We start from the raw sequence: 22,236 nt of genomic DNA, 5'->3' as shown, positions 1-22,236 counted from the left end.
GGATGAGAGTGTCCGTACTGCCCGAGACGATGCTTGCCTATGATCCGGCGGAGGCGGGCGGTCCCGAGGTGCTGGTGCCCGTCACCCGGCCGGTGCCGCGGCCCAAGCCCGGCGAATGCCTCATCAAAGTCGCCGCCGCCGGGATCAACCGACCCGAAATCCTGCAGCGCCAGGGCGCCTATCCGCCGCCGCCGGGCGCGCCCTCGATCCTCGGGCTGGAATGCGCCGGCCGCGTGGTGGCGGTGGGCGAGGGGGTGGATTCGGCGCTGCTGGGGCAGCCGATGTGCGCGCTGGTCTCGGGCGGGGCCTATGCCGAATATTGCGCCGCGCCGGTGGGCCAGTGCCTGCCCGTGCCCGAGGCGCTGAGCCTGATCGAGGCGGCCGCGCTGCCCGAGACGCTGTTCACCGTGTGGCACAATCTGTTCGAGCGCGCCTATACGATCGAGGGCGACGCGGTGCTGGTGCATGGCGGCACAAGCGGCATCGGCGTGATGGCGATCCTGCTCGGCCGGCTGTTCGAGCTGCGCGTGATCGTCACCTGCGGCTCCGACGAGAAATGCCACAAGGCGCTGACGCTGGGCGCCACCCACGCGATCAACTACCGCACGACCGATTTCGTGGAGGAGGTGAAGCGGCTGACCGACGGGCGCGGGGTCTCCGCCGTGCTCGACATGGTGAGCGGCGACTATGTGGCGCGCAACCTGCGCTGCCTGGCGGAGGATGGCCGCCATGTCACGATCGCGCAGCTGGGCGGCAACCGCGCCGAGATCGACATGGGGCTGGTGATGCGGCGGCGGCTGACGCTGACCGGATCGACGCTGCGTGCGCGCGACGCCACCTTCAAGGCGCTGCTGGCCGACGAGATCGCCCGCGAAGTGTGGCCGATGGTCGCCGACGGGCGGCTCAAGCCGGTGATCGACAAGGTCTTCCCCTTCGCCGAGGCAGCGGCGGCGCATCGCCGGATGGAAGCCGGCGATCATGTCGGCAAGATCGTGCTGGCGCTGGAGGGCTGATCGTGGCGGGAGATCCGCTGATCCTGCACGAGGATCCGGTCTCGGGCAATTGCTACAAGATCCGGCTGACGGCGGCGCATGCCGGAACGGCGCTGGAGCGGCGCGGCTATGACATTCGCGCCGGCGAGACGCGGACGCCGCGCTTCCTCGCCGAGATCAACCCCAATGGCCGCATCCCCGTGTTGCAGATCGGCACGCGCTTCCTGCCCGAGAGCAATGCGGCCTGCTGGTATCTGGCCGAGCAGGCGCCCGAGGCGGGGCTGATCCCGACCGACGGCTTTGCCCGCGCCGATGCGCTGCGCTGGATGTTCTTCGAGCAATATCAGCATGAACCCAACATAGCGACGCTGCGCTTCTGGCGGCTGGGGCCGGGCGGCGAGGCGGGGCTGGACGCGGCGCGGCGGGCGCAGCTGCCGGCCAAGCGCAGCGGCGGCGCGGCGGCGCTGGCGCTGATGGAGGCGCAGCTCGCCCGCCAGGCCTTTCTGCTGCCGCAGGGCTTCAGCCTCGCCGACATCGTGCTCTACGCCTATACCCATGTCGCCGAGGAGGCGGGCTTCGCGCTGGCCGACTATCCGGCGGTGCGCGCGTGGCTGGCGCGGGTCGCGGCCCGGCCCGGCCATGTGCCGATGGCGTAAAGGCTTGCCTCGGGCGGCGGCGATGCCTACACTCTGCCGATGCTCTGGCCGCTCCCGCGTTGGGGCGGCCGTTTCTTTATCTGCGGGAGAGATCCTTGGCCCAGCCGCTCATGCCCCATGCGACCGCCGCCTGGCTGGTCGACAATACCGCGCTCAGTTTCCCGCAGATCGCGGAATTTTGCGGGCTCCACATTCTCGAGGTGCAGGCCATCGCCGACGACACGGCGGGCACCAAGCTGACCGGGCGCGATCCCGTGCGCGCGCATGAGCTGAGCATGGAGGAGATCGAGAAGGGCCAGGCCAATCCCAATTACCGCCTGCAAATGTCCAAGGGGCCGGAGCAGCAGCGCCGGACCAAGGGGCCGCGCTACACGCCCGTCTCCAAGCGGCAGGACAAGCCCGACGGTATCGCCTGGATCATCCGCAACCATCCCGAAGTGTCGGACGGCGCGATCAGCAAGCTGATCGGCACCACCCGCACCACCATCTCGGCGATCCGCGACCGCAGCCACTGGAACATCGCCAACATCACGCCCAAGGATCCGGTGACGCTCGGCCTCTGCTCGCAGCGCGAACTCGACTCCGCGATCGCCAAGGCCGCCAAGGCGGCGGGGATCGAGGCGCCGGTGGACGAGCGCCTGCCCGGCGACCGCGAGGCGCTGCTCGAGGAGCTGCGCGCCAAGCGCGACGCCGCGCATCGCCTGCCCAGCAGCGCCGGCGAGGAGGATCGTCCGGCGCCGAGCTACAGCCTTCCCGAAGGCGTGGTGGACCCGTTCCGCCGCTGACCGCGCTCCCCCCGGCCGGGCGCCCGCCGCGCCCCGGCCGGCCACGCGGATTTCTATCCCTCGTTAATGGCTGCGCCAGCTTGACCGCTTGGGCACCGACCGCCACAAGCGGCGCATGACTGACCAGGCCGACATCGCCGCTCTGAGCTTCGAGGATGCGCTCAAGCGGCTTGAAACCATCGTGCAACAGCTTGAAGGCGGCGATGTGCCGCTGGAAGAGTCGATCGCCCTCTACGCCGAAGGCGATCGGCTGCGCGCCCAGTGCGAGCAGCGCCTCAAGGCCGCCCAGGCGCGGATCGAGTCCATCCAGATCGCCCCCGACGGCGCCGCCGCCGGCACGAGCCCGTTCGATGGCAAGTGAGACCATGGCCAGCTTCACCACCCCCGCGCTGAAAGAGGCGATGGCCGAGGTCGCCACCGCGATCGACGCCCTGTTCGACGAGGTGCTCGCGGTTCCCGACGATCCCCGCGCCATACTCTACGAGGCGATGCGCCATGCCGCGATCGGCGGCGGCAAGCGGCTGCGGCCGCTGCTGGTGGCGGCCTCGGCGGGGCTGTTCAACGTCGACCGCCACAGCGCGCTGCGCGCCGGCCTGGCGGTGGAATGCGTGCATGTCTACAGCCTCATCCACGACGACATGCCGTGCATGGACGATGACGATATGCGCCGCGGCAAGCCCACGGTGCACAAGCAGTTCGGCGAGGCGGTGGCGGTGCTGGCGGGCGACTCGCTGCACGCGCTCGCCTTCGAGATCGCCGCCGATCCGCGCACCCATGCCGATCCCTTCGTGCGCGCCGAACTCACCTTCGAACTGTCGCGCGCGAGCGGCCCGGCGGGCATGGCGGGCGGCCAGATGATGGACCTGATGGCCGAGGAGACGCGCTTCGACCTCGCCACCACCACCCGGCTCCAGCAACTCAAGACCGGCGCGCTGATCGGCGTGTGCCTCGAGATGGGCGCCATACTCGGCCATGTGCCGCCGGCCGGGCGCAAGATGCTGCGCGCCTATGCGCGCGATCTCGGCCTCGCCTTCCAGATCGCCGACGATCTGCTCGACGTGGAGGGCGATGCCGCGATCGTCGGCAAGGCGACGGGCAAGGATGCGGAGGCCGGCAAGGCCACCTTCGTCTCGCTGCTGGGCGTGGAGCGCGCCCGCACCCAGGCGGCGATGCTGGTGGACCAGGCGGTGGCGCATCTTTCGGGCTGGGGCGCCGAGGCCGACCTGCTGCGCGCGATCGCGCGCTATGTCGTCGAACGAGATCACTAGGGCCGGTCATGCAGGAACGGATCGGCCTCTACCCGGGCACGTTCGACCCGGTCACGCTCGGCCATATGGATATTTTCCGGCGCGCGGCGCGGCTGGTCGACCGGCTGGTGATCGGCGTGACGACCAATCCGTCCAAGACGCCGATGTTCAGCATCGAGGAGCGGCTGGCGATGGTGCGGCGCGAGGCCGAGGGGCTGGACGGCGCGGCGATCGAGGTGGTGGCGTTCGACTCGCTGCTGATCCATTTCGCGCGCGCCCAGGGCGCCTCGGTGATCGTGCGCGGGCTGCGTGCCGTCGCCGATTTCGAATATGAGTACCAGATGGCGGGGATGAACCAGCAGCTCGATCCCGGCATCGAGACGCTCTTCCTGATGGCCGATGTGGCGCTGCAGCCGATCGCCTCGCGGCTGGTCAAGGAGATCGCGCTCTATGGCGGCGACATCCGCCGCTTCGTGAGCCCCGCCATCGCCGGAGACGTGGCGCGGCGGGTGGGCGAAAGGGCCGTTCAGCAATAGGCAAGCGCCTGCCATTAGGCTAGGGCAACACCCGCTACTTTCGCCGATCCCGGAGCCACGGCCCTCAACATGATACGATCCGCGCTTCTGACCTTCGCCGCCTGCCTTGCCGTGGCCAGCCCGGCGCTCGCCAAAAAGACCACCAAGATCCAGGCCGCGGGCACGGCGAGCCGGGTGGAGGATTTCCTGCCGCCCAAGCTCACCCCGGACAATGAGTGGAATCTCGATCTGTCCGATGGCGGCCGGGTGGTGATCCAGCTGCGGCCGGACATGGCGCCCAAGATGGTCGAGCGGATCAAGACGCTGACCGCGCAGGGCTTCTACAACGGGCTGATGTTCCACCGCGTGATCGAGGGCTTCATGGCCCAGGGCGGCGATCCGAAGGGCACCGGCGAGGGCGGCTCGACGCTGCCCGACGTGCCGGCCGAGTTCAACGACCTGCCGCATGTGCGCGGCGCCGTGGCGGCCGCCCGCGCCGCCGACGAGAACAGCGCCAACAGCCAGTTCTACATCATGTTCATGCCCAATCTGAAGCTGGACCGGCATTATACCGTGTTCGGCCGCGTGGTTTCGGGCATGGCCTATGTCGATGCCATCCAGCGGGGTGAGCCGCCGGCGACGCCGACGCGGATCGTGCGCGCCTCGATCGGCGACGTGCCGCCGCTCACCGCCGCGCAGCTGGCGCCGCCGCCGCCGGTGCAGGCGCCCGCCGCGCTGCCGTCGGGCCCGATCACGCCGACGCCGGTCACGCCCGTCACGCCGACGCGCCGGCGGCACTGAGCCCCGCGCGGGGCGCGATCGCATGCGCGTAGACCTGTTCGATTTCCAGCTGCCGCCGGAGCGCATCGCGCTGCGGCCGGCGAGCCCGCGCGACGCCGCGCGGCTGCTGGTGGTGGCGCGCGACGGCCTGGCCGACCGCACGGTGCGCGCCTTGCCCGCCTGCCTCCGCCCGGGCGATCATCTCGTGTTCAACGATACGCGCGTCATCCCCGCGCAGCTCGAGGGGCTGCGCGGGGAGGCGCGGATCGGCGCGACGCTGCACAAGCGCGAGGGGCTGCGCAGCTGGCGCGCCTTCATCCGCAACGCCAAGCGGCTGCGCGAGGACGACCGGATCGACTTCGGCGCCGGGGTGGCGGCGATCGCGCGCGCGCGCGAGGCGGACGGCAGCTGGCGGCTGGACTTTGCGGGCGACGAGCCCGTGGAGCTGCTGCTGGCGCGCGCCGGGCGCATGCCGCTGCCGCCCTATATCGCCGCGCGCCGGCCGACCGACGCCCGCGACGCCGAGGATTACCAGACCATGTTCGCGCGCGAGGCGGGCGCGGTGGCGGCGCCGACCGCGGCGCTGCACTTCACCCCCGCGCTGGTGGCGGCGCTGGACGCGGCGGGGATCGGCCGCGAGACGCTGACGCTGCATGTCGGCGCGGGCACCTTCCTGCCGGTCAAGGCGGAGGATACCGAGGCGCACCAGATGCACGCCGAATGGGGCCGGATCGACGCCGCCACCGCCGAGCGGCTCAACGCGGTGCGCACGGCGGGCGGGCGGCTGATCGCGGTCGGCACCACCAGCCTGCGCCTGCTCGAGAGCGCCACCGGCGAGGATGGCCGCATCCGCCCGTTCGAGGGCGATACCGCGATCTTCATCACGCCGGGCTATCGTTTCCGCGCGATCGACGGCCTGCTCACCAATTTCCATCTGCCGCGCTCGACGCTGTTCATGCTGGTGTCGGCGCTGATGGGGCTGGAGCGGATGCAGCAGGCCTATGCGCATGCGATCGCCGAGGGCTATCGCTTCTACAGCTATGGCGACGCCTCGCTGCTGCTGCCGGGCTGATCGGGCGCCGGACGCCGGCGCGCGCCCTGGCCGCCGCGGTTGACGCTGGGCGCGGCGGGGGGCAGGAGCCGGCGATCATGACAGAGCGTTTCGCCTTCCACATCGCGGCCACCGACGGCGCGGCGCGCACCGGCGCCATCACCATGCAGCGCGGCACCATCGCCACCCCCGCCTTCATGCCCGTGGGCACCGCCGCGACGGTGAAGGCGATGAAGCCCGAGACGGTGCGCGCGACCGGCGCGGACATCGTGCTCGGCAACACCTATCATCTCATGCTCCGCCCCGGCGCCGAGCGGGTGGAGCGGCTGGGCGGCCTGCACGACTGGATGGGCTGGGACCGCCCGATCCTCACCGACAGCGGCGGCTATCAGGTGATGTCGCTCTCCGCGCTCACCAAGCAGAGCGAGGAAGGGGTGCGCTTCCAGAGCCATCTCGACGGATCGCGCCACATGCTGAGCCCCGAGCGCTCGATGGAGATCCAGCGCATGCTGGACAGCGACATCGTCATGGCCTTCGACGAATGCACGCCCTGGCCCGCCGAGCATGACCGCGCGCTCCGCTCGATGGAGCGCTCGATGCGCTGGGCGGCGCGCTCCCGCGCGGCGTTCGACGCGGGCGGCGACCATGCCGGGCGCGCGGCGCTGTTCGGCATCCAGCAAGGCTCGACCTATGCCGATCTCCGCCAGAAATCCGCCGACGCGCTGATCGAGATCGGCTTCGACGGCTATGCGGTGGGCGGGCTGGCGGTGGGCGAGGGGCAGGAGGAGATGTTCCGCACGCTCGACTTCGCGGTGGCGATGCTGCCGCGCGACCGGCCGCGCTATCTGATGGGCGTGGGCAAGCCGGACGATATCGTCGGCGCGGTCGAGCGCGGGATCGACATGTTCGATTGCGTGCTGCCCACCCGCTCGGGCCGCAACGGCCAGGCCTTCACCTGGGACGGCCCGGTCAATATCCGCAATGCCCGCTATGCCGAGGATCTGGAACCGCTGGATCCGGAGTCGCCGATCGGCCGCTGGTCCAAGGCCTATCTCCACCATCTCGTGCGCGCCGGCGAGATGCTGGGCGCGATGCTGATGACCGAGCATAATCTCTGGTTCTACCAGCAGCTGATGGCGGGGCTGCGGGACGCGATCGCGGCGGGGCGGCTGACCGACTTCGCGGAAAGCTTCCGCCGGCGCTACGCCGCGCGCGGGCGCGGCTGAGGCGCGCCGATCAGGCCGCCGCGCGCGAGCAGATCACGCGATCGCGGCCGCCTTCCTTGGCCTCGTAGAGCGCCTGGTCGGCACGATCGACCAGCGACTGGATAGTGTCGTTCTTGACCAGTTCGGAGATGCCCATGGAGAGGGTGACGCGGCCGATCTCCTCGCCGGTGCCGCGCACCTTGACGGCGCGCGCGCCGATCGTCTCGCGGAAGCGATCGGCATAGGCGGCGGCCTGGGGCGCGCTGGCGCCGGGCATCACCACCACGAATTCCTCGCCGCCCCAGCGCGCGGCGAAGCCGACGCCGTGGAAGCTGCGCTCGAGCGTCTGGCCGACCAGCCGCAGCACCTCGTCGCCGGTGCGGTGGCCGAAGCGGTCATTCACGCGCTTGAAGTGATCGATATCGAGGAAGATCAGGCTGAGCTGCTTCTGGTCGCGCGCGGCGCGCGGCAGCTGGGCGCCGAGATAATCGCAACACGCCTTGCGGTTGGCGAGCCCGGTGAGCGGATCGGAGCGCGATTCGGTGCGCGCGATCTCGAGATCGGCCTTGAGCGCGTCGATCTCGCGCGCCGAGCGCGCCAGCTCGCTCTGGAGCTTGTCGGTCTGGCTGAGGATGGCGTTGGTGGCCTCCACCATGTCGGCGAGCACCGCCTTCTGGCGATCGAGCGTGGTGGCGTGATCGACGGCGCTGCGATCCAGCCGGTCGCGATATTCGCGCGTGTCGGCATCCGACTGCTCGACATAATCGACCATCCGGCCCAGCTCGCGCTCGGCATTCTCGATCACGCGGCCAAGGCCGCCGCCGGCGCCGAACAGCTCGCGCCGGATCGTGCCGACGATGCGGTTGTTGAGCGGCTGGCCGGCGGCGCGGACCGTATCCACCGCCGCGATCAGCTGCTTGTCCGCGCCGGTCGCGTAGCGGTAGAAAAATTCGTAATTGTGCGGGGTCGGCTCGAGGCCGGCCTCGCTGAGCAACGCGCCGATCTTGGCAAAGAGGCTGGAGTCGTCGCTCACCGATTCGGGTCTCGTCTGTTTTCGCCGGGCGGGCCCCGGCCCGTCCGCGTCTGACGCTCTTCTACTAAGCGCTAGTAAAGAAGAGGTAAGCCCCGAGGCTATCCGGCGATGCCAATCGCCAGAAAAGCGGGTACCGGCCCGTTCCACCCGGCATCGCCCTCGCCGGCGGGGCCGGTGGCGGGCGGCGCGGTGCGCGCGGCACGCTCCGCGCGCGGGGCGACGGCGCGCTCCTCGCGCGGGGCGGCGGCGCGGGGGGCGCGGGCCGGCTCGTCGGCGCGGGTGGCGCGCTCGCCGCGCCCGGCGCGGGCCGAACGCTCGCGGCGCGGCGCCGGCGCCTCCTCCTCGGCCTCGGCGCGGGCGGGGCGGCCGGCATCGGGCGCGGCGATGCGCGGGATGGTCTGCCCCGTCAGCTTCTCGATATTGGCGATCGCCTCGGCATCGTCCTCGGTGATCAGCGTGAAGGCCTTGCCGGTGGCGCCGGCGCGGCCGGTGCGGCCGATCCGGTGGACATAATCGTCCGGGTGCCAGGGCGCATCGAAGTTGAAGACGTGGCTCACGCCCTTGATGTCGAGCCCGCGCGCGGCGACATCGGAGGCGACCAGGAGGTTGATTTCGCCCGCCTTGAACCGCTCCAGCTCGCGCAGCCGGGCGGGCTGGTCCATGTCGCCATGGATCTCGCCCGAGGCGAAGCCGTTGCGGCGGAGCGACTGGTTCAGCTCGCGCACCGTCGTCTTGCGGTTGGCGAAGATGATGGCGGTGCGGACATCCTCGGCGCGGAGCAGGCCGCGCAGCGTCTCGCGCTTGGCGCGGTTGCTCGTCTCGACCAGCGCCTGGGTGATCGAGGCGTTGGTGGTGCCGACGCGCGCGATCTCGATCTGCTTGGGATTGGACTGGAAGCGATCCGCCAGCTTCTTGATCGGCGCCGGCATGGTGGCGGAGAAGAGCAGGGTCTGGCGGGTGGCGGGCAGCTTGGTGCAGATTTCCTCGATATCGGGGATGAAGCCCATATCGAGCATGCGGTCCGCCTCGTCGATGACGAGCAGCGAACAGCCGGTGAGCAGGATCTTGCCGCGCCCGAACAGATCCATCAGCCGGCCGGGCGTGGCGATCAGCACATCGACGCCGCGCTCGAGCGCCGCGACCTGATCGCCCATCTGCACGCCACCGATCAGCAGCGCCATCGAGAGCTTGTGATATTTGCCGTATTTCTCGAAATTTTCGGCGACCTGGGCGGCCAGTTCGCGTGTCGGCTCGAGGATCAGCGAGCGCGGCATCCGCGCCCGCGCCCGGCCATGGGCGAGAATGTCGATCATCGGCAGGACGAAGCTGGCGGTCTTGCCGGTGCCGGTCTGCGCGATCGCGATCAGATCGCGGTTCATCAGCACGGGCGGGATCGCCTGCCGCTGGATGGGCGTGGGCTCGGTATAGCCGGAATCGGCTACGGCGCGGAGCAACTCATCGGAAAGGCCGAGATCGGCGAAGGTCATGCATGCGTCCGGGATCGGCCACCCACAAGGCGGCGGCTGGCATCGCCTCCGCCCTGTGCCGTTGCTCGCCCAAAGTCAAGCGCAAGGCTCATTTGGTGGGTTTTTCGGGCACCAGCAGGCGGAAGCGATCGATCTCGCAGGCGCCGCCCGAGCGGGTGCGGATGACATCGCGATCGGCGCAGATGCGGCCATCGGGCGTGGGCGACACATAGAAGCCCTCGTAATAATCGAGCGCGGGGCAGGCCTCGTCGAGCGCGGCGCGGACCCGCTTGCCGCCCTTGAGGATCAGGTCGACGCCGTCGGGCGCGGTGACGGCGGCGCCGGCGATGGCATTGGCATCGATGCAGCGCGGGCCGCGCCGCTCCTGGAAATGCGGCAATGCGGGCGGCACGCCGAGGCGATGCCGCGCGGGCACGCGCAGCACCTTGCGCGCCGGCGCGACGGCGCGGTGCGGCGGCGCGGCGCGATGCGGCGGAGCATGGGGGGACGCCGTCGCCAAGGCGGCGAGAAGCAGCAGCATCACCGGCCGATAGTGGGTTTCAGCATGACAGATGCCGCGTGCGGAGCCGCGCTTGAACGCGGGATGAACTGATCGGCCGCGCGCCGCCCGCTGGCGGCTTTCCCGCCGGCCGCCAAGCCGATAGAGCGCGCGCCATGTCCCTCGCTCCGCCCTCCGCCGCGCTGCTCGCGCGCCTGGCCGATCGGCTCGGCCCGGCCGGCTTCACCCAGGATCCCGCCGCGCTCGCGCCGTGGCTGACCGACTGGCGCCGCCGGATGACGGGCGCGGCGGCGGCGCTGGTCGCGCCCGCGACGCTGGACGAGGCCGCCTTCGTGGTGGCGGCCGCCGCCGAGGCGCGGGTGGCGCTGGTGCCGCAGGGGGGCAACAGCTCGATGGTGGGCGGCGCGACGCCGCCGGCCGACGGGCCGGGCGCGCTGCTCGTCTCGCTGCGGCGGATGCAGCGGATCCGCGCCGTCTCGCCCGAGGATAACGCCATCACCGCCGAGGCCGGGGTGGTGCTGGCCGACCTCCACGAGGCCGCCGCCGCGCACGGCCGCCGCTTCCCCCTTTCGCTCGCCGCCAAGGGCAATGCCACGGTGGGCGGGCTGATCTCCACCAATGCCGGGGGCACGCAGGTGCTGCGCTTCGGGCCGATGCGCGCGCTGGTGCTGGGGCTGGAGGGTGTGTTCGGCAATGGCCTGCGGCTGGAGCAGCTGACGCCGCTGCGCAAGGACAATCGGGGCTATGATCTGAAGCAGCTGCTGATCGGCGCCGAGGGCACGCTGGGCCTGGTGACCGCCGCCACGCTGCGGCTGGTGCCGGCCTTCCGCGCCCGCGCCGTGGCGTGGATCGGGCTCGACGACGCGGGGGCGGCGCTGACGCTGCTGCGCCGGCTGGAAGATCGGCTGGGCGAGGCGGTGGAGAGCTTCGAGCTGATCCCGGAGGAGGGGCTGGCGCTGGTGCTGCGCCATATTCCCGGGACCCAGGCGCCGCTCGCCGGCGCGCATCGCTGGCATGTCCTGATCGAGGCCGTGGGCGACGCGGCGGTGGCGCCCGCGCTCGAGGCCGCGCTCGCCGCCGAGGCAGAGCGCGGCGGCCTCGCCGATGCCGTGCTGGCGCAGAATGAGCGCCAGGCCGAAGCCTTGTGGAGGCTGCGCGAGAGCCTGTCCGAAGCCGAGGCGCGCGACGGGCTGGCCGCCAAGCACGACATCGCCGTGCCCGTCGCCGCCATGCCGGGCTTCATCGAAACGGCAAGCGCGGCGGTGGCGGCGCGCTTCGCCGGCGCCCGGCCGATCGCCTTCGGCCATCTCGGCGACGGCAACGTGCATTTCAACGTGCGCGCGCCGCGGGACGCAGACGATCGCGCCTGGTTCGCGCGCGAGGCGGCGGCGGTGTCGCGCTTCGTCCACGGGCTCGTGCTCGACGCGGGCGGCACGCTTTCGGCCGAGCATGGCATCGGCCGCTTCAAGCGCGACGACTTCGCGGCGCTGGGCGAACCGGACCGGCTGGCGGGGCTGCGCGCGGTGAAGCAGCTGTTCGACCCGGCGGGCATCCTCAACCCCGGCGCGCTGCTGCCGCTTGCAGAGCCGGCGCCAGCGCCATAGACGCGGCGGGGAGAGGCCATCCGGCCGCATTGGGGAGACAGACCGACATGGCCAGCCAGCCGCAGCAGAGCCTGCCGCTTTTCTACAACGACCTGACGCCGCTTTCGAGCGCGCTTCATGCCGATTGGCGGTTCCGGCCGGCGGAGAAGGTGCCGTTCCTGGCCCAGGTCCATGCCGTGCCGCTGCTCGCCGAGGAGTTCATCCAGGCGCAGCGCCATTATCCGATCGTCTTCTCGGCGGGCGAAAACCCCGTGCCGCTCGCGCTCATGGGGCTGAACGAGGGCGTGAACGTATTTTTCGACGAGGACGGCATGCTGCGCGAGCCGGCCACCTATGTGCCCGCTTATGTGCGCCGCTATCCCTTCATGCTCGCGCGGCTTCGCCCGGACACCGAAGAGCTTTCGCTCTGCTTCGACCCCAGCGCCGAGGCGCTGGGCGCCTTCGCCGAGGGCGACGCCCTGTTCGACGGCAGCGCGCCTTCGGAATTCACCAAGGGCGTGCTCGGCTTCTGCGAGCAGTTCGAGCAGGCGAGCCAGCTGACCGGCGCCTTCGTGCGCGACCTGATCGAGAACAAGCTGCTGATCGACGGCGAGTTTTCGGCCCAGCCCAATGGCGCGCCGGAACCTTACGTGTATCGCGGCTTCCAGATCGTCTCGGAAGAGGCGCTGCGCAACCTGCGCGGCGATCTCGCGCGCAAGCTGATCCAGAGCGGCGCGCTGCCGCTGATCTACGCGCATGTCTTCTCGTTGCAGAAGCTGGCCGAGCTGTTCGGTCGACAGAGCGAGCAGGGCAAGCTGCCCGCGCCGACCTTCTGAGGCGGGGATGAGCGGGCGCGCGGACATGGGGCCCTGGGTGGAACCGCCGCTGCGGCGCTACGGCGCCGTGGCCATGGCCTTCCATTGGGTGATCGCGGTGCTGGTGCTGGCCAATCTGACGATCGGCCTGCTCCACGAATCGCTGCTGCGCGGGACGATCCCGCTCCACAAGGCGCTGGGCTTCGTCATCCTGGTGCTGACCGTGGCGCGAGTCGCGTGGCGGCTCGTCCATCGGCCGCCGCCGCTGCCCGCCGGCGCGCGCGAGCGTGTGCTGGCGCGCGGCGTGCACGGCCTGCTCTACGCGCTGATGCTGCTGTTGCCGCTGACCGGCTGGATCTTCACCTCCACCGGCCCGCGCGGCGGCCCGTTCTGGATCGGCGGCCTCGCCGTGCCGGCGCTGCCGCTGGGGCCGCTCGCCTGGCTGGGCGGCCCGACGCACGAGGCGCACGAGATCATGGGCTGGGCGATGCTGGCGCTGGTGGCGCTGCATCTCGCCGGCGCGGCGCGCCACGGGCTGGTGCTGCGCGACGGCGTGCTGCACCGCATGCTGCCGGGCCGATTCGCGGCGCCCGGGCGGCGGACGCGCGGCTGAACAGGAGCTTTCGGCCGATCGCAACAGCGATTCGTCGCGATGCGAACTTTTTTTGAAGACTGTGCTTGAACGGCCACGAACAGTCTCTATTTAGGAAATGCGCGGTCGCGCCCCCCTTCGCGACCCGCACGACGCGCCTTTCAGGCGCGTCTCCTCCCTGAACCTTGGCCACCCTGCGCGAAAGCGCGGGGTGGCTTTTTCTTTAGGCGGCAGGGGACGGCCGGCGGGCGAGGACTATTCCGCCGCCTGGGCGAAAGCGCGCAGGGCGCCGAGCGCCGCGCAGAGCGCCGCGACCAGCGCCTGCATCGCCGCCAGGCCGGGCCCGGGCGCGCGCAGCGACGCATCCAGATAGAGGCTGCGATCGATCTCGATCTGCACGGCGTGGCGCCCGCGCGCCGGCGCGCCGTGGCGATCGAGCGTATAGCCGCCGGCATAGGGACGGTTGCAGAGCGCGCCGAGCCCGGCGTGGCGCGCGGTCGCGAGCGCGGCGGCGGCATAGCCGGGGGCGGCGCTGGCGCCGTAGCGATCGCCCACCACCAGCCGCGCGCGCGACGGCGCCGGCAAGGGCGGCATGGAATGGCAATCGATCAGCACCGCATGGCCGTGGCGCCGCTGCGCGGCATCGAGCGCCTGCGCGATGGCGGCATGATAGGGGGCATGCACCGCCTCCAGCCGCGCCGCGATCTCCGCCCAGGCGAGCGGCTGGCGCCACACCGCGCCGCCGGCGGCGATGCGGCTGGGGATGACGCCCAGCCCGCCCGCGACCTTGTCGGTCATGCGCAGGTCGGCGGGGCGTTCCTCGGTCCGCAGCAGCACCGGATCGATCTCGCGCGGATCGCGATTGAGATCGACCAGCGCGCGCGGCGCGTGCGCGACCAGCGCCACCGCGCCCGCCGCCACCGCCGCGTCGATCAGCCGATCGGCATGGCGATCCTCGATCGTCTCGAGCGCGGCGAGCGGCAGCCGCGCGGCGTCCAGCAGCGCGGGATCATAGGCGCGGCCGGCATGGGGCACGGCGAGCACGACCGGGGTGAGGGGTTCGGCCGGGCCGAGCCGCGCGAAGGCGGATTGGGGAACACAGCCGAGGTTCATCGCTTGCTGCTATCGCGGGAGGCCGGGGCCCGGCAAGGGGGTGCGCGCCGACCGCGCCGCAGCTATTTGAAAGGGCGGCGTTGTAAGCCCGCCACGTCCCGATTCGGAACCGGGCGGGCGACGAGACCGGCGCGCGGACGGGCGCTTCGACATATGGTGGTGCCATGATCAAGATCCTGCTTGCCGAAGATGACAGCTCCATGCGCGTGTATCTGGCCCGGGCGCTGGAGCGGGTCGGCTATGCCGTCTCCGCCGTCGCCAACGGGACGGAGGCGCTGCCGCTGCTGGAGCGCGACCAGTTCGATCTGCTGCTGACCGACATCGTCATGCCGGGGATGGACGGGATCGAACTCGCGCAGCGCGCGGCGGCGCTGGCGCCGAGCATGCGGGTGATGTTCATCACCGGCTTCGCCGCCGTGGCGCTGAAGACGGGCGCCACCCATCCCCATGCGCGCGTGCTCTCCAAGCCCTTCCATCTGCGCGATCTGGTGCTGGAGGTGGATCGGCTGTTCGGCATCGGCAGCATGGCGAACCCCGACGGCGCCCTCTGACTTTTTCTGCACGCGCCGCTTGCCAAGCCCCGAGGCTCTGGCTAGAGGCGGCCCCCACGGGCGTGTAGCTCAGTGGTAGAGCACTGTGTTGACATCGCAGGGGTCGCAAGTTCAATCCTTGCCACGCCCACCATAAAGAGCTCGGAAGTCTCAGGCTTCCGGGCTCTTTTTCGTTTTGCCCAAGGCCTGGCGGCGCGGCCGCGACGATCCGCATCGATGAAGAGCGCGCCACGGTTCGTCGCGCGTGATGCACGTCCGGTGCGGCGCCAGCGGCGCGGGCGTGCGCCGGGCGTTGGAGGCCGTGAAGGAGAGCGATCATGCTGAAGCGGCACGGCCAGGCCATCGTCATCACCGGCGCGTCGAGCGGGATCGGCGCCGCCACCGCCGAGGCGTTCGCGGCGCGGGGCGCGCGGCTGGTGCTCGCCGCGCGCGACGGCGACGCGCTCGAGGCGGTCGCGGCCCGCTGCCGCGCGGCCGGCGGCACGGCCAGCATCGTGCCCACCGACATCACCGACGCCGCCGCCTGCGTCGCGCTGGCCGAGGCGGCGGTGACGGCGCTGGGCGAGATCGACCTCTGGTTCAGCGATGTCGGAATCGGCGTGGTCGGCCGCTTCACCGACGTGCCGATGGCGGATCACCGGCGCGTGATCGAGACCAATTTGATCGGCCGGCTCAACGACGCGCATGCGGTGCTGCCCGTCTTTCTGGCGCAGGGCCATGGCATTTTCGTCAACATGGTGTCGGTTGGCGGGCTGCTGGCGGCGCCCTGGGCGGTCGCCTATGCCGCGAGCAAATTCGGGCTGCGCGGCTTTTCCCAGGCGCTGCGCGGCGAGCTTCACGGCCATCCGGACATCCATATCTGCGATGTCTTTCCCACCTTCGTGGATACCCCGGCGATCCGCCACGCCGGCAATTATACCGGCGGCGAAACCTCGGTGCCGCCGGGCGTGCTCGATCCGCGCACCGTCGCGCGCGCGGTGATGCGGCTGGCCGATCGCCCGCGCGCGGCGACGGCGGTGGGCGCGCCGCTGCTGGCGATGAAGCTTGGCCAGCTGCTGGGGCCGAACATCGGCGCGGCGATCATGGATCGGGCGCTGGGGCGCTATTTCGCGCAGGCGGCGCCCGCCGCGTCGACATCGGGCAATCTCCACCAGCCGCCCGCCGACGACGGAGCGATCGATGGCGGCTTCCGCGATCCCGAACGCGGACGCAAGGCGGCCACGCTCGGCGCCGCCACGCTGGGGGTGGCGCTGGTCGCCGGACTGGCCTTGGCGCGCCGCCGCGGGCCGGCGCGCGCGGCGCCGGAACCGGCGCCGACGCCGGCGCGGGAGGCGATTTCGGATGGGCCCAACGCGCGCCCGCTCAACGAGACGGTGGCGGGCACCGGCCCCGGAATCGCCGACGATGCCGGCACGCCCGGTCGCGAACCGCCGCCCGCGCCGAGCGACGCCGAGGTGGCCGAAGTCGCCCGCCGGATCGGCGCGCCCGTGCCCGAGGTGCTGCGCCCCTGAAGCGGCTAGAGCGCCGCGCGGAGTGGCGCGGCGGGCTGGGCGAGCAGCGCGCGCACCGCCTCCGCGCTGACCGGCCGGCTGAACAGATAGCCTTGCAGATGCGTGCAGCCGAGCGCGACGAGCAGCTCCATCTGCGCCGCCTCCTCGACGCCCTCGGCCACCACCTTCATGCCGAGCGCGCCGCCGAGCCCGACCACCGCGCCGATGATGGCGCGCGCCGAGGCCGAGGTCGCGATCGTATCGACGAAGCTCTTGTCGATCTTCACCGTATCGAAGCGGAAGCGCTGAAAATAGCCGAGCGAGGAATAGCCGACGCCGAAATCGTCGAGATGGATGTGGATGCCCTGCGCGCGCAGCCGGTTCAACTCGTGGAACGTGGCCTCGACATCGCGGATCACCAGCCCTTCGGTCACCTCCAGCTGCAGCCGGTGCGGATCGAGGCCGGTTTCGGCGAGGATGGCGCGCACCTGCTCGCACAGCGCGCCGCCCTGGAACTGGAGCGGCGACAGATTGACGGCGACGCGGACATCGACCGCGAAATTGGTGGCGTCGGCGCAGGCGCGGCGCAGCACCAGCGCGCCGAGCGCATGGATCAGCCCGCTCTCCTCGGCCAGCGAGACGAACAGATCCGGCGGGATCGGGCCATGGACGGGGTGGCTCCAACGGGCGAGTGCCTCGACGCTGGTGATCTGGCCCGTGGCGGTGGCGACGATCGGCTGATAGGCGAGCGCGATCTCGCCGCGCTCGATCGCGAGGCGGAGATCGGCCTCCAGCGCGCGGCGCGCGCGGGCCGAGGCATCCTGTTCGGGGCTGAAGAAGCGGAACTGGCCGCGCCCGTCGGCCTTGGCGCGCTCGCGCGCCAGCTCCACGCTCTGGCGGACGGCATTGGGGGTGGCGCCATCCTGCGGCGCGAGCGCGATGCCGATGGTGGCGCCGCTGTGCGCGATCGCGCGGCTGGTGGCGATCGGCTCGGCGAAACGCTCGACCAGCCGCTGCGCGACCGATCGCGCGCGCGCCTCGGCATCGGGGCCGAGCAGCAGCACCGCGAATTCGTCGCCGCCGGTCCGCGCCGCGATATCATCGGCGCGGACGGCGGCGCGCAGCCGCTCGCCCAGGATCACCAGCACCTCGTCGCCGGTGGCATGGCCGAACTGCTCGTTGACCGCCTTGAAGCGATCGAGATCGATGCTGAGAAAGGCGAAGGGGATCGCGTCGGCCACGCGGCGTTCCAGCTCGGCGAGGAAGCTGTCGCGGTTGATCAGCCCGGTGAGCGTATCGAAATGCGCGAGCCGGTGCACCTCGGCCTCGGCCCGGCGCGCCTCGCTGATATCCTCGGACAGGCCGAGGATGAACTGGCGCGGGCGTTCCGGCCCGTCGATGACGATGCGGCGCGTGCGGATATGGACGCGGCCGCCATCGGCGCGGACGAAACAGCTCTCGTCGGTGCGGGGCAGGGCGGCGCGCAGCGCCTCCTCGTCGCGGGCCTCGGCGGCGGGGCCGCTTTCCGGGAAGAGCGCGGCGTCGGTCTCGCCGATCATCTCGGCGGCGCTGCGCCCCGTCAGCCGCTCGCCGGCGGCGTTGACGAGCAGATAGCGCCGGCTCTCGGCATCCTTGACGAACAGCATCGCGGGCAGATTGGCGACGATGGTATCGAGAAAGTCGCTCGCCTGCTGGCGTTCGCGCTCGAGTTCGCGGCGCGCGGAGATATCGCGCACGATCGCCGCGAAGCCGCCAATGCCCTCGGGCTCGCCCCAGCGCGCGATCGACAGTTCGATGGGGAATTCGGTGCCGTCCTTGCGGCGGGCGGGGAGCGCGATGGAGCGGCCGGCGAGCGCGCTTTCGGCGCCGCCGCGCACGCGCTCGAAGCCGCGATGATGCGCATCGACCATGGCGGGCGGGATGATGCAATCGAGATCGCGACCCAGCACCTCGGCCGCCGCATAGCCGAAAACCTGCTCCGCGGCGCGGTTCCAGAAGCGGATCACGCCGGCGCGATCGGTGCAAAGGATTGCGTCCGACGTCACGTCGACGACCTGGGTCGCGATCTGGCCCGCGCGCCAGAAGCGGCGCGCCTCGATCAGCCGGGCGGCGGTGGCGGCGAGGCCGGTCAGCACCGCGCTCTGCGCGGCGGTGAGGCCGGGGCGCGGCGCCGGATCGAAGACGCACAAGGTGCCGAGACAGGCGCCGCCCGCGATCAGCGGCGCGCCGGCGTAGAAGCGGATGCCGCCCGGCGCGGTGACCAGCGGATTGTCGATGAAGCGCGGATCGCAGCGCGCGTCCGGCACCACCAGCGGTGTGGTGAGGGCCAGCGCATGCGCGCAGAAGGCCTGATCGCGCGGGGTTTCGGGCACCGGAATATTGTGGCGCGCCTTGAACCATTGCCGGTCCGCATCGACCAGGCTGATCGCGGCGCTGGCGGCGCCGAGCGCGGCGGCGGCGGCCAAAGTGATGCCGTCGAATTCGGGCTCGGCGGCCGTATCGAGGATCGCCATGTTGATGAGCGCCGTCAACCGCGCCTGCTCGGCGGCCTGTTCGCTACGCTGGGCCCGTTCCTCCATGAGGCCGCTGTAGCGCTGCGCCTCTTTTTAAAAGGTTACGCGACGCGAGCGGGACTTCTTCCGCGGGCGGGCACGATGAGGCGAGTGTCCATCACGCCGCATGAAGCCGCGGCTGATATATATCATGACACCAATACAAGAGCTTAGCTGTTCTGTGCGCGACGGCGCGGCCGGCAGGCGGAAGGACGGCGATGGCTATCGATATCGATATACGCGAGAATATCCCGTTCGAGCGGCGCTGGCACAAGGCCGAGCTGATCGCCTTCGGGCTGATGATCGTGCTGCTGATCGCGGCGCTCGCCGGGCTGCTGGGCGACAGCCCCTTCGGCAAGCGCCACGCGCTCTTCCTCGGCATACCCGCCTATGCCCGGTTCGACGCCAGCGTGCGGAGCCAGACGCCGACCAATCTCGATCTCGCGGTCGGTCCGCATTTCCCGTCCGACCGGGTGGAGGTGACGCTCGACCGCCGCTTTCTGGCCTCGCTCGAGGTGAAGGCGACCTCGCCGCGCGCCTCGGCGATGCGCACCGGCGGCGATGGCGTCACCTATGATTTCGATCTCGGCCCCGATCGCAGCGGGCTGATCACGCTGCAGCTGACGCCGCTCGTCGCCGGGCGCGGCGGCGGGGTGATGCGCGTGCAGGGCCATGCCGCGCCCATCTCCGTCTTCATCCTGCCGTGAGGAGCCGTCATGGGCATCATCCTTCGCGCCGTTCTCGTCTATCTGCTGCTCACCTTCGTGCTGCGGATCACCACGCGGCGCGTGCTCCGCTCCGCCACGCCGATCGACATGGTGGTGATCTTCATCTTCGGCGGCCTCGCCGTGCAGGCGGTGGTCGGCCAGGAGCGCTCGATCACGGCGGCGCTGCTCGCCCTGTTCGCCATCTCGCTCACCCATGTCGCGGTGTCGCTGCTGATGGTGCGCTGGGAGACGCTGGGCATGATCGTGCAGGGCACCCCCGTCACCCTCTTTCAGGATGGCAAGGTGGACGAGCTGCGGCTGGCCAAGCTGCGGATCCAGCAGGCCGATCTGCTCAGCGAGATACGCCAGCAGGGGCTTGCGGGCTTCGACGCGGTGGAGCGCATCGTGGTCGAGCATAATGGCGGCCTGTCCGTCATCCCCAAGAGCGCCGGCGGCTGAGCCGGAACCAAAAGCGGCCGGCGGCGCTGAACCCGCGCCATGGCGGGAAGGGGATGCATGACGGAGCCGAGCCGCAGCCAGCCCACCCCGCGCGTCCTGCTCGTCGCCACGGTGCGCGACGAAGGCCCGTTCCTGCTCGAATGGATCGCCTATCACCGGCTGATCGGCTTCACCGATCTCATCCTGTGCAGCAATGATTGCGCCGACGACTCGCCCGCGCTGCTGGATCGGCTCGCCGCGCGCGGGCTGATCCGGCATCTGCGCTGCACCCCGCCGCCGGGCGCGGCGGCGCAGCTCTTCGCCTATCAGGCCGCCGAGCGGGCGATCGCCGGCGCCTGGCCTGAGGCGGTGATGGTGCTGGACGCGGACGAATTCCTTCTCGTCCATGTCGGCGATCACAGCGTCGGCGCGCTGCTCGCGGCGGTGCCCGAGGCGACCAGCATCGCGATCAACTGGCGGATCTTCGGCAGCGGCGGCGCGCGCGCCTTCGCGCCCGAGCCGGTGACTTCGCGCTTCCGCCGCGCCGCGCCGCGCGACCATGGCGTCAACTGGTCGTTCAAGACGCTGTGCCGCACGCCCGATGCCTATCATTGCCCGCTGCTGCCGCACGGCCCGGGCCATGCCAAGCAGGCGCGCGCCCCGGCGCTGCGCGCGGTGGACGGGGCGGGGCGGCCGCTGCCGCCAGCCTTCGCGCGCGCTGAGGCCTTTCTGCAGAGCGCGCCCGGCACGGTGCGCTGGGATCTGGCGCAGGTGAACCATTATAACACGCGCGCCTGGGAGGATTATTGCGTCAAACATTGGCGCGGCGGCGGCTTGGGGCCCGAACGCTGGGACCGTGCCGCCAATTGGGCGATCTTCGACCGCAACGAGGAGGCGGACGAGGCGCTGCTCGCCTATCATCCGGATCTTCCCGATGCGATGGCGGCGCTCCGCGCCGATCCCGAGACGCGCGCGGCCGAGGCGCGGTGCGTCGCCGCCTACCGCGCGCATATCGCGCGGCTGGCCGAGGCCGAGGCGGCATGAGCGCCGCGCCCGAGCCCTTCTTCTTCGGCATTCCGCTGATCGCGCGGGCGGCGGCGCGCGACTGGGCGCGGGTGGACTGGCTCCTGGCGCGCACGCTGGACTCGCTGCGCGCGCAGACCGATCGCGACTTCACGGTGCTGCTCGCCGCGCACGAGGCGCCGCCCTGCTGGGCGCGCGTGGCGGGCGATCCGCGCTTCGAGCTGCTCGAGGCGGACTGGCCCAGCGCCGCGCCCAGCGCCGCCAATGACGATGGCGGGTGCAAGAAGTGGCGGATCAAGGAGGCGGTGACGGCGCGGGGCGGCGGGCTTCTGATGTTCCTCGACGCCGACGACTGGCTCGCCTCGGGCCTGGTGGCGGAGGCGCGGCGGGCGATCGGGCCGGATCAGGTGGGGGCGGTGCTCGGCGCGGGCCTGGCGCTCGATCTTCCCAGCCTGCGGGTCGCGTCCTTTCCGCTCGGACCGGCCTATGATGGCCCGTTCCACGGGCTGTGCGGCTCCAGCACGATCGCGCGGGTGGTTGCGGGCGATGCCGAGCCGATCGGCCGCGATCCCCATGCCGTGCTCGGCTCGCATCATGAATGGCCCGCGCGCGCGGCCGCGCTCGGCGTCGCGCTCGCCACGCTGCGCACGCCCGGGCTCTACATGATGGGGACGGGGCAGAATCACTCCGAGACCGACGGGCCCTTCACCGCATGGCGGCGGGCGGTCACGGCCTGGGTGCGCGCCGAGGGCCGGCCGCTGGCGGCGGCTGAGGCGGCGGCGTTCGGCCAGGATTGGGCGGCGCTGCAGGCTGTGGCGGGTGGCGAGAGGGCGCCGGGCGTGGCGCGCGCCATCCGCGACGGCGCGCCACGCGCGGCGGCCGAAATCCCCGGTTGAGCGGGGCCTGGCGCGCGCCGGCATTTTTTCCCAAAAAACCTGTTGACCCAATCTGAGTCGGCGCCTACTTAGCGCCTCCCGGCCGGCGACACCGTCGCTTCGGCGGGCCTCGGACGCCGCGGACCTTCGGTTCGCCCGCTCGGAGGATCAGCGCTTAGGCTCGGTCGCTTGCGCCCTTTCAGGGTGGAAGGATCCTGTCCGCCCCCGGGCGGAGGCCAAGGCTCTG

The 22,236-nt window shown here is 71.4% G+C and carries 23 protein-coding genes and 1 tRNA gene; 19 read left to right on the top strand and 5 right to left on the bottom strand.

The genetic code is table 11. From position 1 onward, the window contains the following. Positions 1 to 2 precede the first annotated feature (2 nt). From LHA26_RS00125 to tgt, 9 genes are all read left to right on the top strand, one after another. Positions 3 to 1,013: an NAD(P)H-quinone oxidoreductase gene (locus LHA26_RS00125; RefSeq protein ID WP_252166739.1), complete on the top strand. Its 1,011-nt coding sequence runs from the start codon at positions 3 to 5 to the stop codon at positions 1,011 to 1,013. Between the two features lie 2 nt (positions 1,014 to 1,015). After that, positions 1,016 to 1,648 (top strand): glutathione S-transferase family protein, encoded by a 633-nt coding sequence (locus LHA26_RS00120; RefSeq protein ID WP_252166738.1) that lies wholly within the window; start codon positions 1,016 to 1,018, stop codon positions 1,646 to 1,648. 110 nt (positions 1,649 to 1,758) lie between these two features. Continuing rightward, a complete protein-coding gene (locus tag LHA26_RS00115; protein WP_252168431.1) occupies positions 1,759 to 2,433 on the top strand; it encodes a cell cycle transcriptional regulator TrcR in 675 nt (224 codons plus the stop codon). A 115-nt stretch (positions 2,434 to 2,548) separates the two neighbouring features. Then, positions 2,549 to 2,794: an exodeoxyribonuclease VII small subunit gene (locus tag LHA26_RS00110; RefSeq protein WP_252166737.1), complete on the top strand. Its 246-nt coding sequence runs from the start codon at positions 2,549 to 2,551 to the stop codon at positions 2,792 to 2,794. Next, complete coding sequence (locus LHA26_RS00105) at positions 2,784 to 3,701, top strand: polyprenyl synthetase family protein (RefSeq protein WP_252166736.1); 918 nt, start codon at positions 2,784 to 2,786, stop codon at positions 3,699 to 3,701. The genes LHA26_RS00110 and LHA26_RS00105 overlap by 11 nt, the downstream gene beginning before the upstream one ends. Positions 3,702 to 3,709: 8 nt before the next feature. Next, complete coding sequence (coaD, locus tag LHA26_RS00100; RefSeq protein ID WP_252166735.1) at positions 3,710 to 4,216, top strand: pantetheine-phosphate adenylyltransferase; 507 nt, start codon at positions 3,710 to 3,712, stop codon at positions 4,214 to 4,216. 69 nt (positions 4,217 to 4,285) lie between these two features. Continuing rightward, complete coding sequence (locus LHA26_RS00095; protein WP_252166734.1) at positions 4,286 to 4,996, top strand: peptidylprolyl isomerase; 711 nt, start codon at positions 4,286 to 4,288, stop codon at positions 4,994 to 4,996. Between the two features lie 22 nt (positions 4,997 to 5,018). Continuing rightward, positions 5,019 to 6,047, top strand: coding sequence for a tRNA preQ1(34) S-adenosylmethionine ribosyltransferase-isomerase QueA (gene queA, locus LHA26_RS00090; protein ID WP_252166733.1), 1,029 nt, complete (start codon positions 5,019 to 5,021; stop codon positions 6,045 to 6,047). 77 nt (positions 6,048 to 6,124) lie between these two features. Further along, positions 6,125 to 7,252: a tRNA guanosine(34) transglycosylase Tgt gene (tgt, locus tag LHA26_RS00085; RefSeq protein WP_252166732.1), complete on the top strand. Its 1,128-nt coding sequence runs from the start codon at positions 6,125 to 6,127 to the stop codon at positions 7,250 to 7,252. A 10-nt stretch (positions 7,253 to 7,262) separates the two neighbouring features. On the opposite strand, the gene LHA26_RS00080 is transcribed toward tgt, so the two are convergent. From LHA26_RS00080 to LHA26_RS00070, 3 genes are all read right to left on the bottom strand, one after another. Further along, a complete protein-coding gene (locus LHA26_RS00080) occupies positions 7,263 to 8,264 on the bottom strand; it encodes a GGDEF domain-containing protein (protein ID WP_252166731.1) in 1,002 nt (333 codons plus the stop codon). A gap of 98 nt (positions 8,265 to 8,362) precedes the next feature. Further along, complete coding sequence (locus LHA26_RS00075; protein ID WP_252166730.1) at positions 8,363 to 9,751, bottom strand: DEAD/DEAH box helicase; 1,389 nt, start codon at positions 9,749 to 9,751, stop codon at positions 8,363 to 8,365. An 88-nt stretch (positions 9,752 to 9,839) separates the two neighbouring features. Continuing rightward, complete coding sequence (locus LHA26_RS00070; protein ID WP_252168430.1) at positions 9,840 to 10,271, bottom strand: hypothetical protein; 432 nt, start codon at positions 10,269 to 10,271, stop codon at positions 9,840 to 9,842. A 134-nt stretch (positions 10,272 to 10,405) separates the two neighbouring features. On the opposite strand from LHA26_RS00070, the gene LHA26_RS00065 reads away from it, so the two are divergent. From LHA26_RS00065 to LHA26_RS00055, 3 genes are read left to right on the top strand one after another with little or no spacing between them, the layout of a single operon-like run. Further along, positions 10,406 to 11,854: an FAD-binding oxidoreductase gene (locus LHA26_RS00065; RefSeq protein ID WP_252166729.1), complete on the top strand. Its 1,449-nt coding sequence runs from the start codon at positions 10,406 to 10,408 to the stop codon at positions 11,852 to 11,854. A 47-nt stretch (positions 11,855 to 11,901) separates the two neighbouring features. Next, positions 11,902 to 12,669, top strand: a complete 768-nt coding sequence (locus LHA26_RS00060; protein ID WP_252166728.1) for a SapC family protein — start codon at positions 11,902 to 11,904, stop codon at positions 12,667 to 12,669. 7 nt (positions 12,670 to 12,676) lie between these two features. Continuing rightward, positions 12,677 to 13,261: a cytochrome b gene (locus LHA26_RS00055; protein WP_252166727.1), complete on the top strand. Its 585-nt coding sequence runs from the start codon at positions 12,677 to 12,679 to the stop codon at positions 13,259 to 13,261. Positions 13,262 to 13,495: 234 nt separating this feature from the next. Here LHA26_RS00055 and LHA26_RS00050 read toward each other — a convergent pair whose 3' ends face one another. Beyond that, the gene (locus LHA26_RS00050; protein WP_252166726.1) at positions 13,496 to 14,353 is read right to left on the bottom strand and encodes an N-formylglutamate amidohydrolase; all 858 of its coding nucleotides are present in this window, start codon (positions 14,351 to 14,353) and stop codon (positions 13,496 to 13,498) included. Between the two features lie 164 nt (positions 14,354 to 14,517). Between LHA26_RS00050 and cpdR the strand changes: the two genes are divergently transcribed. The 3 genes from cpdR to LHA26_RS00035 all read left to right on the top strand — a co-directional run bounded on the left by cpdR (position 14,518) and on the right by LHA26_RS00035 (position 16,415). Beyond that, positions 14,518 to 14,904, top strand: coding sequence for a cell cycle two-component system response regulator CpdR (cpdR, locus tag LHA26_RS00045; RefSeq protein WP_252166725.1), 387 nt, complete (start codon positions 14,518 to 14,520; stop codon positions 14,902 to 14,904). A gap of 58 nt (positions 14,905 to 14,962) precedes the next feature. Then, positions 14,963 to 15,037: transfer RNA gene (locus LHA26_RS00040), tRNA-Val, on the top strand. Between the two features lie 184 nt (positions 15,038 to 15,221). Continuing rightward, on the top strand, positions 15,222 to 16,415 hold the full coding sequence (locus LHA26_RS00035) for an SDR family oxidoreductase (protein ID WP_252166724.1): 1,194 nt from the start codon (positions 15,222 to 15,224) through the stop codon (positions 16,413 to 16,415). 5 nt (positions 16,416 to 16,420) lie between these two features. Here the strand turns inward: LHA26_RS00035 and LHA26_RS00030 are convergent, their stop codons facing one another. Continuing rightward, a complete protein-coding gene (locus LHA26_RS00030; protein ID WP_302898026.1) occupies positions 16,421 to 18,973 on the bottom strand; it encodes a sensor domain-containing phosphodiesterase in 2,553 nt (850 codons plus the stop codon). 191 nt (positions 18,974 to 19,164) lie between these two features. On the opposite strand from LHA26_RS00030, the gene LHA26_RS00020 reads away from it, so the two are divergent. From LHA26_RS00020 to LHA26_RS00005, 4 genes are read left to right on the top strand one after another with little or no spacing between them, the layout of a single operon-like run. Then, positions 19,165 to 19,653, top strand: a complete 489-nt coding sequence (locus LHA26_RS00020; RefSeq protein ID WP_252166723.1) for a hypothetical protein — start codon at positions 19,165 to 19,167, stop codon at positions 19,651 to 19,653. Between the two features lie 9 nt (positions 19,654 to 19,662). Next, a complete protein-coding gene (locus LHA26_RS00015; RefSeq protein ID WP_252166722.1) occupies positions 19,663 to 20,112 on the top strand; it encodes a DUF421 domain-containing protein in 450 nt (149 codons plus the stop codon). Between the two features lie 57 nt (positions 20,113 to 20,169). After that, positions 20,170 to 21,135, top strand: a complete 966-nt coding sequence (locus LHA26_RS00010) for a glycosyltransferase family 2 protein (RefSeq protein ID WP_252166721.1) — start codon at positions 20,170 to 20,172, stop codon at positions 21,133 to 21,135. Next, complete coding sequence (locus LHA26_RS00005) at positions 21,132 to 22,010, top strand: glycosyltransferase (protein ID WP_252166720.1); 879 nt, start codon at positions 21,132 to 21,134, stop codon at positions 22,008 to 22,010. The genes LHA26_RS00010 and LHA26_RS00005 overlap by 4 nt, the downstream gene beginning before the upstream one ends. Positions 22,011 to 22,236: the final 226 nt, after the last annotated feature.

The sequence above is a fragment of the Sphingomonas morindae genome, from assembly GCF_023822065.1.
Taxonomy (GTDB): domain Bacteria; phylum Pseudomonadota; class Alphaproteobacteria; order Sphingomonadales; family Sphingomonadaceae; genus Solisphingomonas; species Solisphingomonas morindae.
Note: the sequence above shows the minus strand (reverse complement) of the source record. Positions and strands in the feature narration are given on the sequence as shown.